The 15,516-nt window shown below is 68.9% G+C and carries 12 protein-coding genes; 7 read left to right on the forward strand and 5 right to left on the reverse strand.

The features are described from left to right. Positions 1 to 53 precede the first annotated feature (53 nt). The 7 genes from ACPXY0_RS13500 to ACPXY0_RS13530 all read left to right on the forward strand — a co-directional run bounded on the left by ACPXY0_RS13500 (position 54) and on the right by ACPXY0_RS13530 (position 8,158). Complete coding sequence (locus ACPXY0_RS13500; RefSeq protein ID WP_423925385.1) at positions 54 to 863, forward strand: cytochrome c3 family protein; 810 nt, start codon at positions 54 to 56, stop codon at positions 861 to 863. Next, positions 851 to 3,934 (forward strand): molybdopterin dinucleotide binding domain-containing protein, encoded by a 3,084-nt coding sequence (locus ACPXY0_RS13505; protein ID WP_423925387.1) that lies wholly within the window; start codon positions 851 to 853, stop codon positions 3,932 to 3,934. The genes ACPXY0_RS13500 and ACPXY0_RS13505 overlap by 13 nt, the downstream gene beginning before the upstream one ends. Continuing rightward, on the forward strand, positions 3,934 to 5,310 hold the full coding sequence (gene nrfD, locus ACPXY0_RS13510; RefSeq protein WP_423925389.1) for an NrfD/PsrC family molybdoenzyme membrane anchor subunit: 1,377 nt from the start codon (positions 3,934 to 3,936) through the stop codon (positions 5,308 to 5,310). Before ACPXY0_RS13505 ends, nrfD begins: the two co-directional genes overlap by 1 nt. Continuing rightward, positions 5,303 to 5,806, forward strand: a complete 504-nt coding sequence (locus tag ACPXY0_RS13515) for a DUF3341 domain-containing protein (RefSeq protein WP_423925391.1) — start codon at positions 5,303 to 5,305, stop codon at positions 5,804 to 5,806. The genes nrfD and ACPXY0_RS13515 overlap by 8 nt, the downstream gene beginning before the upstream one ends. Beyond that, entirely contained in the window at positions 5,803 to 6,435 is a 633-nt protein-coding gene (locus ACPXY0_RS13520) for a c-type cytochrome (protein WP_423925393.1), read from the forward strand. The genes ACPXY0_RS13515 and ACPXY0_RS13520 overlap by 4 nt, the downstream gene beginning before the upstream one ends. Continuing rightward, the gene (locus tag ACPXY0_RS13525; protein WP_423925395.1) at positions 6,432 to 7,706 is read left to right on the forward strand and encodes a hypothetical protein; all 1,275 of its coding nucleotides are present in this window, start codon (positions 6,432 to 6,434) and stop codon (positions 7,704 to 7,706) included. Before ACPXY0_RS13520 ends, ACPXY0_RS13525 begins: the two co-directional genes overlap by 4 nt. A gap of 152 nt (positions 7,707 to 7,858) precedes the next feature. After that, a complete protein-coding gene (locus tag ACPXY0_RS13530) occupies positions 7,859 to 8,158 on the forward strand; it encodes a hypothetical protein (protein ID WP_419940286.1) in 300 nt (99 codons plus the stop codon). A 55-nt stretch (positions 8,159 to 8,213) separates the two neighbouring features. Here ACPXY0_RS13530 and ACPXY0_RS13535 read toward each other — a convergent pair whose 3' ends face one another. Genes ACPXY0_RS13535 through ACPXY0_RS13555 form a run of 5 tightly spaced genes read right to left on the reverse strand, consistent with a single transcriptional unit; the run spans position 8,214 to position 15,483 of the window. After that, positions 8,214 to 9,191 carry an SDR family oxidoreductase gene (locus tag ACPXY0_RS13535; RefSeq protein ID WP_423925397.1) on the reverse strand — a complete coding sequence of 326 codons (978 nt, stop codon included), beginning with the start codon at positions 9,189 to 9,191 and terminating at the stop codon, positions 8,214 to 8,216. A 28-nt stretch (positions 9,192 to 9,219) separates the two neighbouring features. Further along, positions 9,220 to 10,107, reverse strand: coding sequence for a HEAT repeat domain-containing protein (locus ACPXY0_RS13540; protein WP_423925399.1), 888 nt, complete (start codon positions 10,105 to 10,107; stop codon positions 9,220 to 9,222). A gap of 37 nt (positions 10,108 to 10,144) precedes the next feature. Next, on the reverse strand, positions 10,145 to 11,737 hold the full coding sequence (locus ACPXY0_RS13545; RefSeq protein WP_423925401.1) for an Hsp70 family protein: 1,593 nt from the start codon (positions 11,735 to 11,737) through the stop codon (positions 10,145 to 10,147). A gap of 51 nt (positions 11,738 to 11,788) precedes the next feature. Next, positions 11,789 to 14,539, reverse strand: a complete 2,751-nt coding sequence (locus tag ACPXY0_RS13550; protein ID WP_423925403.1) for a 2-oxoglutarate dehydrogenase E1 component — start codon at positions 14,537 to 14,539, stop codon at positions 11,789 to 11,791. Beyond that, positions 14,539 to 15,483 (reverse strand): MBL fold metallo-hydrolase, encoded by a 945-nt coding sequence (locus tag ACPXY0_RS13555; protein WP_423925405.1) that lies wholly within the window; start codon positions 15,481 to 15,483, stop codon positions 14,539 to 14,541. Before ACPXY0_RS13555 ends, ACPXY0_RS13550 begins: the two co-directional genes overlap by 1 nt. Between the last annotated feature and the right edge of the window lie 33 nt (positions 15,484 to 15,516).

A 15,516-nucleotide genomic window follows, 5' to 3' on the forward strand; every position in this document is an offset into this window, starting at 1 on the left:
CGCTGGAGGCCGCCGGGTTGATTCACGTCGTCGATTCCCCCTCAGAGAGGCGGATGAAGATAAGCTCTCGCGCGGCCGCGGTCCTCGTTGCCGTGGCCCTGGGCGCCGCCGCCACGGCGCTGTACCGGCCCTCCACCGGCGATATCGAGATCGTCTCCGCGAGCCTCGATCCGTCCGCGTTCCTGCATGCGCGGGCGAGCACGGACGCGCAGGCGGCCGGCCAGGGCGAGACCGCCGCGGAAGCCGCCCAGTACACGGGAGACCAGGACCTCGCGACGATGCCCGCGCAGTGGCGCGCGATCTACGATCACGAGAACGCGACCCGCGGGCCCGAGCAGCCGATCCCGTTCAACCATCGCTTCCACGTGACGGACCTGCGGATCGACTGCATGTACTGCCATGTGGGGACGGAACGGTCGGTCTCCGGGGTCGTGCCGTCGCTCGCGGTCTGCATGGGCTGCCACCGCATCGCGGGGACGGGGCTGCCTCCGATCGAGGAACTGCGCGCGTACGAGACGCGCGGCGAGCCCGTGGAGTGGGAGTGGGTGTACAAGCTCCCCGAGTTCGTGCAGTTCAGCCACAAGGCTCACCTGCGGAACCTCGAATGCCAGGACTGCCACGGTCCGGTCGAGGAGATGGACCGCATCTACCAGTGGGCGCCGCTGACGATGGGCTGGTGTCTCGAATGCCACCGGCAGCAGCCGCTCGAGAGTGACGTCGCCACGGACCACACCCTTGCCCGGGACAACCCGCCGCCGCGGGCGCCGGCGCCTCGACAGCCCGAGGGATTCTACCCGCGGGACATCGACACGGACTACGGGAAGACCCGGGCCCCAACGGATTGCGCGGCATGTCACTACTGAACGGCGACGGCGGCTGCGGTTGCGGCGGGGCCTGCCCGGGCGGCGCCCGACCCGAGTCGGAGCCGTCGGGGGTGAACGGCACGTCGCGCCGCCGCTTCCTCCAGGTGCTCGGGACCTCGGGGGCCGGGGCCGCGACCATGGCGGCGTGCGGTCCGCCGCGCTTCGCGGACAAGCTCATCCCGCACCTCGTCGAGGAAGAGGGGATCACGCCGGGCGTTTCCGACACGTACGCGACGGTCCTTCCCGACGGGGGGCCGGAGCCCGTGCCGGTCCACGCGCAGGTGCGCGATGGCCGCGTCCTCGGCCTGAGTCCCAACGATCGGTTCGGGGGCGGCACGAGCGGGCTCTCGTCGCTCACGCACTCCACGCTGCAGGATCTCTACGACCCGGATCGGGTGAGCCAGCCGGTGCGGCGCAATCCGTCGACCGAGGCGGGGGCGCCCCCCTTCCAGTACGCGAACTGGGAGGATGCGACGGCCGCCCTCACGGACGCGGTTCGGGTCGGCGGCGCGGTGTTGTTGACCGGGCGGGTGACGGGGACGACGGCCCGTTTCATCGCCCAGTGGGCGCGCGTGATGGGCGTCGAGCACATCGCCTGGGAGCCGTTCGGGAACGGGGCGCTGGCGGCCGGCACGGCGGACGTGAGCGGCGGGGCGGGCATGCCTCGCTTCGATCTCTCCGGAGCCGACCGGATCGTCTGCTTCGGGGCCGATTTCCTCGGCACATGGCTCGCCCCCACGCAGCTCTCGGCGGGATTCGCGGCGGCGCGGGACGTCGAGGCGCACCGGCACGCGAAGTTCACCTTCGTCGGCCCGCGCCTGTCGCTCACGGGCGCCAACGCGGACGACTGGATCGAGGCGCGCGGAGGAACGGAGGGCGCGGTGGCGCTCGCCGTGGCGGGCGTGGCCGCCGCGGCGCGGGGCGTGGCGCTCCCGGCCGGGTTGCCGAACGTGCCGCCGGAGTCGGTCGCGGACGCGGCGGGGGTTTCGGCTGACGCGATCCGCGCGCTCGGAGAGGAACTCGCGGCCGCGGAGAGCCCGGTCGCGATCCCGCCCGGGCTCGAGTCGCAGGGCGCGGACGCCCGGCAGGCGCACGCGGCGGTCGCGGCGCTGAACGAGGTGCTGGGCGCGGTCGGGCGCGCGGTCTTCCCGGGCGCGGGCGCCCCGGCCGGCACGACGGCCGGTTTCGCCGACATGCAGGCGCTGATCGGGCGCATGCGGACCGGCCAGGTCCGCACGCTCATCGTGGCCGGGTGCAACCCCGCCTACGCGCTCCCCGCCTCGGCCGGGTTCGCGGAGGCGATGGCCGACGTGGCGAACACGGTCGCGATCACGCCGCACCTCGACGAGACGGCCGCGGCCTGCGGCTGGACTCTCCCTTCCCATCACGCACTCGAGTCGTGGTGCGACGCCGAACTCGCGGGCGGCGCGATGGCGCTGGGACAGCCCCTCATGCACCCGGTGTTCGACAGCCGGCAGCGCGAGGACCTGCTCCTCGAGGTCGCGAACGCCGTGGGCCAGGGGGCGGCGTTCGGCGCGGCCGATTTCGCGACCGTGCTCAGGAACGCCTGGACCGCACGCCTCGGGAGCCACGACGCCTGGCTGGACGCGCTCCGGCTCGGCGGCGCCACGGCGGCGGCATGGACCGGCGCCGACGCCTCGGAGACGGCGGCGGTGCCGGGGAACGGCGACGCGACCGCCGGGGCTGGCGCCATGGGCGGCTTCGCCTCCCCGCAGGCGCCCTCGGGCACGCGACTCGTCGTCTACCCGACGGCCCAGTTCTACGACGGGCGGGGCGCGAACCGCTCCTGGATGCAGGAGCAGCCCGACGCGATCACCAAGGCCGTATGGAACTCGTGGGTGGAGATGCACCCCGACATGGCCGAGTCGCTCGGCGTGGAGCGAGGCGACCTCGTGCGCGTCGAGTCCGACCAGGGCGCGATCGAGGCGCCGGCCTACGTGTACCGCGGCATCCGCCCCGATACGGTGGCGATCCCGCTCGGGCAGGGGCACACGGAATACGGTCGCCACGCGCGCGGCCGCGGGGTGAACCCGCTCGACCTGCTGGGGCCGACCGCGGACCCCGGCTCGGGTGCCCTCGCCTACGCGGGCGCGACCGTCACGGTCACCGCCACGGGCGAGCAGGCCCGGCTCGTCATCACCCAGGGGTCCCACGACGACCAGGACCGCGAGATCGTCCACGCGATGAACGTCGAGGACGCGTTCCACGAGATCGAGGCGCACGACATCGATCTCGTCGAACTGGTCGAGGCCGCGTGGGACTCCGATCCGAACAGCCCGTACCGCTGGGGCATGGCCATCGACCTCAACGCCTGCACCGGCTGCGGCGCCTGCGTCACCGCCTGCTACTCCGAGAACAACATCCCGACCGTGGGCGAGGACCAGGCGGCCCTCAGACGGGAGATGTCGTGGATGCGGATCCACCGCTTCGAGGAGGAGACGGACGACGGCGGGTTCCAGACGGTCCAGCAGCCGATGCTCTGCCAGCACTGCGGCGACGCGCCGTGCGAGCCGGTGTGCCCCGTGTACGCGACGTACCACAACCCCGAGGGACTGAACGTCCAGGTCTACAACCGCTGCGTCGGCACGCGGTACTGCGCGAACAACTGTCCCTACAAGGTCCGGCGCTTCAACTGGTTCGACTACGATGCGCCCGGCCGGGGAGACGATCAGGCTTTCCCGTGGCCTCTGAACCTGCAGCTGAATCCGGACATCACCGTCCGCGAGGTCGGGGTGATGGAGAAGTGCACGATGTGCGTGCACCGGATCAACAAGGGGAAGATCGACGCCAAGGAGGAGGGGCGGACGCTGAGGGACGGCGAGGTGGTCACCGCCTGTCAAGCCAGTTGTCCAAGCAACGCGATCACCTTCGGCAACCTCAAGGACCCGGAGAGCGAGGTCTCGCGCAAGGCGAAGAGCGCCCGGGGCTACCATGCGCTCGGTGAACTCGGCGTGCGACCCGCGATCACCTACCTCGAGGACGTGACGCACCGACACATGGCCGCCGGTGGGCACGGCGAGCCGGCCGCGGAAGGCGAAGAGGCGCACTGATGGCCACCCTGGAGGCGAAGGCGCCCTCCCGTCCAACGATGGCCGACGCGAACCGCGATATCACGCGGCCGATCGCGCGGCCCGAGAAGCGTTTCTTCCTCGTGCTCGGCGTCGCCGCGGCGGGCGTCGCGCTCATGTTCGGGGCCTGGTTCTACCAGATCGGCGCGGGGATCGGAGTCGCGGGCATCACGCACCCGGTGTTCTGGGGCGTGTACATCACGACCTTCGTGTTCTGGGTCGGGATCGCCCACTCCGGGACGCTGATTTCGGCCATCCTCTACCTCTTCCGCTCCGGCTGGCGCACGACGATCAACCGGACCGCGGAGGCGATGACGATCTTCGCGGTGATGACGGCGGGACTCTTCCCCCTCATCCATCTGGGCCGCGTCTGGTACTTCTACTACCTCATGCCGTACCCGTCGCAGCGGCAGATCTGGCCGGACTTCCGGTCACCGCTCGTGATGGACGTGTTCGCGGTGTCGACGTACCTCATAATCTCGGCCCTGTTCTGGTACACGGGCCTCATCCCCGATTTCGCGGTCCTGCGGGACCGGGCGAAGGGATGGGCGTACAAGATCTACGGGGCGCTCTCGCTCGGCTGGCAGGGGACGGTGGGCGAGTGGCGCCACTACCGCCGCATCTACCTCTACATGGCCGGGATCGCGACGCCGCTGGTGCTGTCGGTACACTCCGTGGTCTCGTGGGACTTCGCGCTCGCGATCGTGCCGGGGTGGCACTCGACGATTTTCGCGCCGTACTTCGTGGCCGGGGCGATCTTCAGCGGGGTCGCGCTCGTGATCACGCTCATGATCCCGCTGCGGTGGGCGTTCGGGCTCGAGGCGTACATCACCAGGAAGCACTTCGAGAACATGGCGAAGCTGGTTCTCCTGACGTCGCTCATCGTCGGATTCTCCTACGGGACGGAGTTCTTCCTCGCCTACTACTCGGCCGATCCGATCGAGCTCGAGAGCTTCCGCTGGCGGGCGTTCGGAGACTACGCGCTCCCGTTCTGGGTCATGGTGTTCTGCAATGTGATCGTGCCGCAGGCGCTGTGGTTCAAGAAGATGCGAACGACGCTGCCGGCACTCTTCGCGCTCACGATCTTCGTGAACATCGGGATGTGGTACGAGCGCTTCGTCATCATCGTGACCTCGCTCGCCCACGAGTACGAACCGGGGGGTTGGGGGCTCTACGTACCGAGCTGGGTGGAGCTGTCGATCCTCGCCGGCAGCTTCTGCTGGTTCTTCTTCTGGTTCCTCCTCTTCTCGCGCAGCCTGCCGGTGATCTCCATCGCCGAGGTGAAGGAACATCTCGTACACCAGCACGGGAAGGGGCACGGAAATGGGCCAATGGGCCAGGGGGACGGCCATGAGTAGCGGCGTCCTCGGGCAGTACGACACGCTTCCCGGCACGATCGACGCGATCGAGCGGCTGCGGAACGCGGGACACCGCGACATCGAGGTGTTCTCGCCGATCCCCTCGCCCGAGATCGAGGAGGCGATGGACATCCACTCCTCGCCGGTGCGCGTGTGGGCACTGACGGGCGCGATCACCGGCTGCATGCTGGGGCTGCTGCTCACGGCCGGCACATCGCTGGCCTACCCGCTCGTCACGCAGGGCAAGCCGCTCGTGTCGCTGCCCCCGTTCGTCGTGTTCATGTTCGAACTCACCGTGCTGCTGACCGGGATCTTCGGGCTCGTGGCGCTGCTCGTGCATACGAAGCGGCCGGTGATCAAGCTCGACCCGGCGTATCGCACGTCCTTCTCGGTGGATCGGTGGGGCATCTTCGTCCCGTCCGAGGGCGAGGGCCGCGCCGCCGCCGAGGCTCTCGTGCGGGACACCTCCGCGGTCGAAGTGGAGGTGCAGGGATGACTGGCCGCGGGGCTGTGGTCGTGCTGTTGGCCGCCTTCGCGGCCGGCGCCTGCGACGACCAGATCAAGCACATCGAGAAGCGCACGCCGTTGTTCAGCACGATGTCCTGGCAGCCCTCCGTCGAGGCGTTCGAGGAGCAGGCGCGGCTGCCCGTACCCGGTACGATGCCGATCAACGGCCAGCGCACTTACGACCTGATGGCGGCCGACACCGTGCTGTCGAGCCCGATCGCGGGGACGGAGGCCGATCTGGCCCGGGGCGAGGAGCTGTTCGGCCAGTTCTGCACCCCCTGCCACGGCGTGACGGGGGCGGGAGACGGCTCCGTGGTGGGGCAGAACCGGATTCCCGCCATCCCTCTCCTCAACATTCGCGGCGAGCTCACGCGTGGTTACACGGACGGGTACATCTGGGGCATGATCACGAACGGGCGCGGGTTGATGCCCGCCTACCCGCGCATCCCGGCCATGGACCGCTGGTATCTCGTCGCGCACGTGCGGCGCCTGCAGGCGGAGGCGGTGGCCGAGGAAGCGGCGGCAGCCGCGGCCGAAGCTGCGGCAGCCGCGGCCGAGGAGGCGGAGGAGACGCCGGGAGAGACCGGCGGCACCGGAAGCACGGGAGGCGGCCAGTGAGCGCCGGTCGCCCGAGCGTCGCCACGAGCGAGGCGCTGAAGACGATCGGCGGCCGGATTCCGATGCCGTGGCTCATCGTGTGGGGGGCCGCGGTCGCCATCGGCGCGGTGGGGTTCGCGACGACGGTGGGGGGCGATGCCCAGCGCGCCTGGATGAGCGTGTGGTCGAACTTCCTCTTCTGGACCGCGATCTCGATGGCGGGGATCGTGTTCGGCGCCGTGCTCCAGGTCGCGAAAGGGCACTGGGGGAAGAGCTTCCGGAGGCTGGCCGAGGCGGCGGGGGCGTTTCTTCCCGTTTCGTTCGCGCTCTTCTTCACTCTGCGCCTCGGCGCCGAGCACATCTTCCCCTGGCTCGGGCCCGTGGAGACGGAACATGTGAACCGCGACTGGCTCACGCTCGACGGCGTCTTCCTGCGGAACGGGGTCCTGATCGCGCTGCTCTACGCCTTCGGCTTCCTGTGGCTCTTCTATTCGATCCGGGCCGATGCCCCGCTGGTCGCCGGCGAGCATCGCGGCTGGCGCAAGGGCGTCGTCTCTCTCTTCGCTCGGGGCTGGAGAGGGGATGAGGAGGAGGTCACGCGCTGCCGGAACCGGATCGGACGGCTGTCGGCCGCGCTGATCCTGAGTTGGGCGATCATCTTCTCGCTCCTCTCGTTCGACTTCGGCATGTCGCTCACGCCGGGGTTCGTGAGCATGATTTGGGGGCCGTACTACTTCATCGGCGGCTGGCTCGGCATGCTCGCCCTCGTCGCGATCATGGCCCACCGCTACAACGGGCGCTTCGACGGGCTCCAGCTGTGGGGGAAGTGGGATTTCCACGATCTCGGGAAGCTGACCTTCGCCTTCGTCGCCTTCTGGACCTACCTCTGGTTCGCCCAGTACCTCGTGATCTGGTACGGCAACATCCCGCGCGAGACGAACTTCTTCATGCCGCGCTCGACGGGCGGCTTCGGCTTCATGTTCTGGCTCCAGATGGTGCTCATCTTCGCTCTCCCCTTCCCCTTCCTGCTGGGTCGAAGCCCGAAGATGAGTTCCCGCTGGCTCGCGTTCGTCGGCTCGCTGATCCTGATCGGCTTCTGGGTGGAGCGCTGGAACATGGTGGCGCCGTCGATCTGGCACGGGGAAGGCCTGCCGCTCGGCCCGCCGGAAGCGATGATCTCGGTCGGCTTCCTGGGGCTGTTCGCGCTCGCGTACGGCGCCTATTCGACGACGTTTCCCAAGGTCCCGTTGCGCGAGACGATCGCCGTGGGGAGCCCCGGGCGCGGACCGTAGACGGCGCCGCATCCGGCCCCCGAGACCGAAGGGGTGCCCCGATGTGCCTCCAGCCTCTATTGTAAGAATTGTAGCGTAACCTGACGGCGCGAACTCATGCCGTATCCCGGTGTGATTTTCGCGCCGCTGAGTTTCTGACCAGGGCGAGTTGGATGGAGCTTTCCGAAAACTACGAACAGCTACTGCAACGAACGAACGCGACGGTCGAGAAGTACCGTGAGGGGGCCGAGGAGCTGAGGGTGAAGCTCCGGGAGGCCCGGGCCGGCCGGAAGGTCCAGATCATGGCCATGATCGACCGGCTGGAGCGGAAGTACGACGGGGCGAAGACCCGGCTGGACGAACTCTCCGATTCCGAGAACGAGGGCAGCAGCCGTGCGCTCGGCGCCCTTCATCAAAAGGTCGTCTCGGAGCTCTCGGACATGAAGCGGACGATCCAGACCCGGATCCGCTGACCCCGGACACCCGCGACACGACCCGGAACCCCCGGCAGGTTGGCGCGGCGACTCGCTACTCAGATGACCCGCCAACGAACCGGCAGCGGCCCATCCGACAGCGAATGCCGGTCAACTCCTGGCTCAGTCGCCTGAGTTTGGCACGCGCCTCGGGATCGTAAGCCTGGGCGTTGCCGTTGGTGGGGCTAAGACCGCTGAAGTACTGCCCGCTCTCGAAGTCGTCGGAGTCGACCAGCTGCATCACCGCATCGGCACCTTCGGCAATGGTGGAGCGCGGTGTCGCACCCGCCCGCCGTACCATCTCGGTCGGCATGTAGGTAGCCGGGTGCAGAGAGCCGACCACGATGCCGCTTCCGTCCAGCTCCTCGGCCAGGTCGAGGGTGAACATGACCTGCGCCAGCTTGCTCTGGGCGTAGGCACGACGGCCGCTGAAGTTCTTCTCGATCATCACGTCGTCGAAGTCGATCGGAGTCTGCGCACCGGACGACACGTTCACGATGCGGGACGGCGCGCTGGCCAGGAGGCGCGGCATGAGCATGTGCGTGAGCAGAAAGGTGGAGAGGTAATTCACCTGGAAGCGGTACTCGTGCCCATCCTCGGTGAGCAACCGCTCGTCCGGGGCCGAGCCGAAACCTGCATTGTTGATGAGGATGTCCAGCCGGTCGTAGTCGGCCAGCAGCGTCTCGGCGAACTGCCGGACCTCGCTCAGCGACGCGAAATCGGCGCGGTAGAAGCGGGCGCTCCCGAGTCCGTTCGCATTGATGGCGTCCACCACCTCCGCCCCCCGCTCCTCGCTGCGCCCGTGGACGATGACGTGATCGCCGCGCGCGCCCAGCCGCAGGGCGAGTTCCCGGCCGAGCCCGGAGGTCGACCCGGTGACGAGGGCGACCTTCTGTCCCGGTTCGGGCAGCGGGGTCGCCTGGGCCGGTAGCCCGGTGGCGGAGGCGGGCCAGGCTGCCATGAAGGCGGCGAGGGCCATCGCGACCGCGACGGAGGGGTGGGCGGGGACGGGGTTCCTGGGTGTGGTGTTCATGCTGGGCCGGCTCCTCCTGTTGGATAGGTCATAAGGATTCCTGTGCGGACCGCGGCAGCGTGTCAACGTCGACCTCGGCCGTTCGCGCATCGCCGAGAAGACGGATGAGCGGGCCGACCGCCTTCCGATCCTGAATCCGGGCGAGTGCTTCGATGGCCCGGGCCCTGAGCAAGGTGTCCTCGTCCTCGAGAACGGACGCGAGGGCCGGAACGGCCGCGGGGTCCCCCAGCCGTCCGAGTGCGGCGGCTGCGTCGCCTTCCCAGAGGACGCACTTGTCCTTGATCCGGCCTCCGGGCGCACGCAGGCGCCGGATGTGGATCCGGACATCGTCCTCATACGCCTTTCCCTCGTGACAGACCTGCTGCGGAACCTCGGCGAAGAGGTCGAACAGGGTCCGGAGCTGCGCGAGATCCTTGATGGTCCCGGTCGATCGGAAGTGGAGTTCGTCCACCCCGGCGGGGAACTTGCCGAACAACCCGTCGTGCCCCTTGACGGACAGGTGAATCTTCGGCTGGGCATCGATGAGATGACGGATCTTCCTGTTGTCGAAGAGCCGCCGCACGCGTCGCGGCGCATTGCCCTTGATGACGAAGTCCCGATCGAAGCGATGGTGGCCGACCTCGATATCCTCCATGCCCAGCACCTTCCCCAGCCCGCTGAACAAGCCCGCCCGGTAGACTTCGAACCTGAAGCCTTCCGGATTGAAATAGGGAGCGCGAAGTCTCGTGAAGGTCTGGCTCGAGTTGCTGGCGTACTGCGTGTACGTGTCGAGGGTGATGATCCAGTCGTCGGCGCGGGCCTGGACGGCAAACTGGCTGAACAAGCCTCCTGCGTGGAACTGCCCGCCCACCTCCGAGGAGAGCTGCCGCCAGATCTTCTCCCGGCTCGGCCCGAAGAGGGCCTTGAGCAAGCTCACTCGGCGGATTCCCCGGCGCTCATCGCATCCCCTGCGTTCATCGTAATCGTACCACCGGGTGCTCGACCATCAGGTCGGTCTTCCGGTGCAGGTCGTGAACGGTAACACACAACCAGCGGTTCTCGTCCACCGCGTAGGTTACGCGCAGCCGGGGTGCCGTTCCTCGGCCGGCCGGGTTGAGCGGCAGCCCCGGGTCCGCCTCGTTGAGGCACAGGCAGAAGGCCCGTTCGCCCGCGGTCCCGGGCACGAAATAGCGGGACCCATTGGCTCGCTCGGTCCAGTCGATCGGACGCCCGGCGACGCGCCCGACCTCGCAGATGAAGAGGTTGATGTGCTCCTGCCCATCGAAGCCGGAGGCGTAGTAGCGCGTCACGAAGTTGTCGACCGTCGGGAAGCTCGTTCCACCGGGGATGAGCAGCTCGTACTCGGCCTCCGTGTCGTGGTGGGGCAAGACGCGAAGCGCATAGTCGTGGTAGATGAAGTCCTCGACGTGCGCGCCGCCCGCGAAGATGCACGCACCGCGCGCCACACTCGCGAAGGGGAGCCACTCCCGTACCTTCTCCCGGCCGAGCACATCGCCCACGACGTTGCGCACTTCCGGAAGGAGCGTGGACCCACCCTCGAGGATCACATCGTCGATGCCGGAGGCGGGCACGCCATGACGGGTGCGCAGCTCGGTGAGCAAGGCGTCGAGGAGCTCCCGCATCCGCGAGTACAGGCCGTTTTCGGCGAGAATGTCGCTCAAGACGTTGTAGTCCAGCTTCCCATACGTCTCGGTGCGGAAGGTGAAGTCCCCCTCCATCCCGGCGCTCGCGAGCAGCTTCACGCGCTCGGCCTCCCATCGGAGCGCGACCTCCCATTCGGGCCAATCATGCATGGCCGTCGGAACGAACCGCTCCAGAATCCAGCGGTCGACATCGTCACCGCCGAGTTCCACGGCCTGTTTCCCCAGCACCTCCGCCTGACCGGTCTCGACCGGCCGCGCGCCGTGGGTCCGTACGATGGCGGCTTCCATCGATCCACCACCAAAATCGAAGGCTACGAGCGTGGTGGGGCGTCCGACATCCACGCCGTAACCGAGCGCGGCCGCCACGGGCTCGTCGAGCGTGCGGAACACGATCCGGGTCGACTTCCCTCGGAGGCGCGCCCACATGCGCTCCCACCAGCCGCGGTGCTTCACACCCCGGATGATCGCCTGCAGCTCGGCCCGGTACGTTTCGTAGAAACCGCTTGGCGTGGCGATGGTGATGTCGGTGATGTCTTCGCCGAATTGCGCCTCGAGCTTGCTGATGACCTCCCGGAGGAAGAACGAAGCCACGTCCTGGGCGGTGAAGGTCCTCCCGCCCACGCGCGCCACGGCCCGGCCGCTCTCCGTGCCGAGGTAGTGCTTGAACCCGCGCGCGAAGCCCGCGGCCTGTCCGTCCCAGTTGTAGGTAACGGCTTCCTGGCCGATCAGGACGTCTTCACCGTCCCGGTCCAGGACGCATACGCATGACGGCAGGACCGGGGTCTGGGTGAGGGGCTCGAGCTTCGCGAGGTCCGGCAGGTTCACGATGTGCGGCCGGCCGGACCGATCTTCGCAGATGGTCGTGTTGGACGTGCCGAGGTCGATGGCCCAGTGGGTTGGCATGGGGGAAGGTTATGCCGATATCGCTACCGCGGCGCGCGCCTGCCGGTCACATCAGTCCAGCCGCAGGGCGGCCCGGAGGAGGCGCTGCTGGCGGCGGGCGTGTTTGCCGAAGTAGCCCTCGGCGGGGCTCGCGCGCTCGGGGCGGCCGATGTAGACCGGCTCGCGGCCGATGAGTTGGCGCAGGTGCGGCCGCACGGACGTCCAGGCGCCCATGTTCCGCGGTTCCTCCTGCACCCAGCAGATCTCGGCCGCGCGCCCGTAGGGAGCCAACGCGGACGCAAGCTCCTCGGCCGGGAACGGATACGGCTGTTCCACGCGGAGGATCGGGATGTCGCGTTCGGCGGGGGCCTCCGCGAGCAGGTCGAAGTAGACCTTCCCGCTGCAGATGAGGACCCGGTCCACGCGGTGGGGCTCGACGGCCAGTCCCTGGTCCGGGAGCACTGCCCGGAACTCGGCGTCCGTGAGATCGGCGAGCGTCGAGCGGGCCCGGGGGTGGCGCAGCAGGCTCTTCGGCGTCATCACGATGAGCGGGCGGCAGGTGGCGCGGAGCGCCTGCCAGCGGAGGACGTGGAAGTACTGTGCGGGCGTCGTGCAGTTGACGACGCGGATGTTCCCCTCGGCGGCGAGTTGCAGGAAGCGTTCGAGCCGGGCGCTCGAATGTTCCGGTCCCTGTCCCTCGGAGCCGTGTGGGAGGAGCAGGACGAGCCGCGACTCCAGGCCCCACTTCGAGCGGCCCGACACGACGAACTGGTCGATGATCGCCTGGCCGACGTTTGCGAAGTCTCCGAACTGGGCCTCCCACATGACGAGCGCGTTGGCCGCGATCGTCGAGAAGCCGTACTCGAAGCCGAGGGTGGCGATCTCGGACAGGGGGCTGTTGGCGATCTTGAACGGTGCCTGCCCATCCTCGATGTGGGCGATGGGCGTGTATCTACGCCCGTTCTCCGCGTCGTGGAGGACCAGGTGCCGGTGCGAGAACGTGCCGCGCTCGCTGTCCTCGCCGGTGAGCCGGACGGGAACGCCTTCGGTCAGCAGACCCGCGAGGGCGAGAGCTTCCGCGTGCCCCCAGTCGATCCCCTGGTCCAGCGCGGCGCGGCGCCGTTCCAGTTGGCGCCCGAGCTTGTGGAAAGGGGTGAAGTCCGACGGCCAGCGGTGGATCGCGTCGTTCAGCTCCCGGAGCCGGGCCTCGCCGAGGCCCGTCGGCCGCGGCTGCTCGGCCGGGTCCGTGAGCCACGCCACATCCGGTGACCCGCCCGTGCGCGCCTCCTCTTCCTTGTGCGCCGCGATCGCGCCCCTCGCCGCCTCCAGTTCGGCGTCCACGTCCCCGACCATCGCATCGACCTCACCCTCGGTGAGGAGGCCCCGCTCGACCACGACCCCCGCGAACTGCTCCCGAACGCGAGGGTGCCCGAGGATCCGACCGTACATCACGGGCTGCGTGTAGGACGGTTCGTCCCCCTCGTTGTGGCCGTAGCGACGGTAGCCCACGAGGTCGATGACGATGTCCTCCCCGAACTCGAACCGGTAGTCGATGGCGAGCCGCACGGCCGCCATGCAGGCCTCGGGGTCGTCGGCGTTGACGTGCACGACCGGGAGCCGGAAGCCCAGGGCCAAGTCGCTCGCGTAGCGGGTCGAACGGCTCTCGCCGGGGAGAGTCGTGAAGCCGAGCTGGTTGTTCGTGATGATGTGGAGGGTGCCGCCGGTCTCGTAGGCGGAGAGCCGGCACAGGTTCAGCGTCTCGGCGACCACGCCCTGGCCCGCGAAGGAGGCGTCACCGTGGATGAGGATGGGGAGGATGGCCGAGGCGTCGGCGGACTCGCCGGTGAAGCGCGCCGCGCGCGCCATGCCGAGCACGACCGGATTCACGTGTTCGAGATGGCTCGGATTGGGGGCCAGCCGCACGTCGAGTTGGACTTCGTCCTCGGCGACCTGCGACCTGCTTCCGATGTGATACTTCACGTCACCGGACCCGTGCTCCGGGAGGGCGGTCATGATCCCGCGCGCGGCCTGCTCCTCGAACTCCGCCACGATCGACTCGTAGGAGAGGCCCATGACGTGGGCCAGCACGTTGAGGCGGCCGCGGTGCGCCATCCCGAGGAACACCTGCCGCGCGCCGCGCCGGCCGGCCCCGCCGATGAGCCCCCGCAGCATGGGGACGAGCATGTCGAGCCCCTCGACCGAGAAGCGTTTCTTCCCCAGGTAGGTGCGGTGCAGGAAGCGCTCGAGTCCTTCGACGCGGGTCAGCCACTCGAGACAGTTGCGCGCCCGCGTCCGGCTCATGAGGAGGCGGTGACGGTGCGACTCGATGTAGTCCACCAGCCAGCCACGCTGGGCCGGGTCCTCCATCTGGTCCAGCTCATAGCCGATCGGCCCGCAGTAGATCTCCTGCATGCGATCCAGCACCTCGGCCGCATTGTCCCCCAGATGCTTGAGCCAGACGGCGGACGCCGGCACTCGCGCGAGCTCCTCTCGCTGGATCCCGTGGTATTCCGGTTCCAGCAGGGGGTGTCGCGGGGGCGCGGAGCCCAGGGGGTCGATCCGCGCGCCCAGGTGGCCGTATGCGCGGTAGGCCTCCACCAGGGCCCCCGCGATCGCCGCGAGTCGCAGATCCTCGGTCGCGACGACCTCGGCCACCGCCAGCGGAGGCGGCGGGGGCGGCGGCGCAATCCTCGGGAGCGATTCGAGCGCCGGCGCGGTCGCTGGATCCCAGCCGGCCAGCGCGGGCGGAATCACGCCTCTCGCGCGAAGCTCCCGTTCGTAGAGCCGCTCGGCGTATCCGGCGTTGTAACCGTCCGCGGTCATCAGCGGTGTGACGCACCCGGCCCGTGTCCGTGTTCGGTGTTCTCGGCACCCACCCCGCCGGAAAGGCTGCGATGCACGGTGTCGAGCCAGCGCTCCGCGGAAATGAATTCCCAAGCCCAGTCGGCCCACTCGTCGGCGACGCCCTCGCCCTGGACCTCCTCGCTGCTCATCCCGCGGTCGATCTTGCCCCGGACCATCGCGATCGTTTCCGTGATCATGCGGTGGTACGTCCGCAGGTCGTCGACCGCAGAGAGTGGTCCGTGCCCGGGGATGAGCCGGATGTCGGCGGGTACATTGTCCAGCACGCCCTGGATGCCGCGCGCGAGTCCCTCCACGCTCCCGCCGCTGTCGATGTCGACGAAGGGGAAGCGGCCGGAGAAGAAGTCGTCGCCCATATGGAGGACGTTGGAATCCATGAAGTAGATGAGCGCGTCCCCGTCCGTGTGTCCGTTCGGGATGTGGAACGCCCGGATCTCCTCGCCGTTGAAGTGGATCGAGAGGGCCTGGTCGAACGTGACCACGGGCAGCGCCTCATCGGGCGAGCCCCCCGCCGCCAGCCTCGACCGCACGTTCGTGTGCGCCACGATCGTCGATGCGTCGCCGAAATCGGCGTTGCCGCCCGTGTGGTCGCCGTGGAAATGCGTGTTGAGGAGGAACCTCGGCTCCGCCGCTTCCTCCGACTGCCCCACTTCGCGCAGGGCAGCGCGGATCTTGTCCGCCAGCGGGGCGAACTGGTCGTCGACCATCAGCACGCCGTCGGGCCCCGAGGACACGCCGATGTTCCCGCCCTGCCCGACCAGCATCCAGACGGTACCCGCGACGTGCGTGGCTTCGATCTGGACGGCCGAGAAGTCCTGCTGCGCGAGGGCCGGACTCGACGCGAGACCGGTCGACAGCGCCGCCAGGAACAGGAAAACGGGTCGAACTCTCGATCGAACTCTCATTGGTGTACTCCTCGCTCCAGCCCGCCGGGCGTC

The sequence above is a fragment of the Candidatus Palauibacter sp. genome (genome assembly GCF_965237495.1).
Lineage (GTDB): Bacteria > Gemmatimonadota > Gemmatimonadetes > Palauibacterales > Palauibacteraceae > Palauibacter.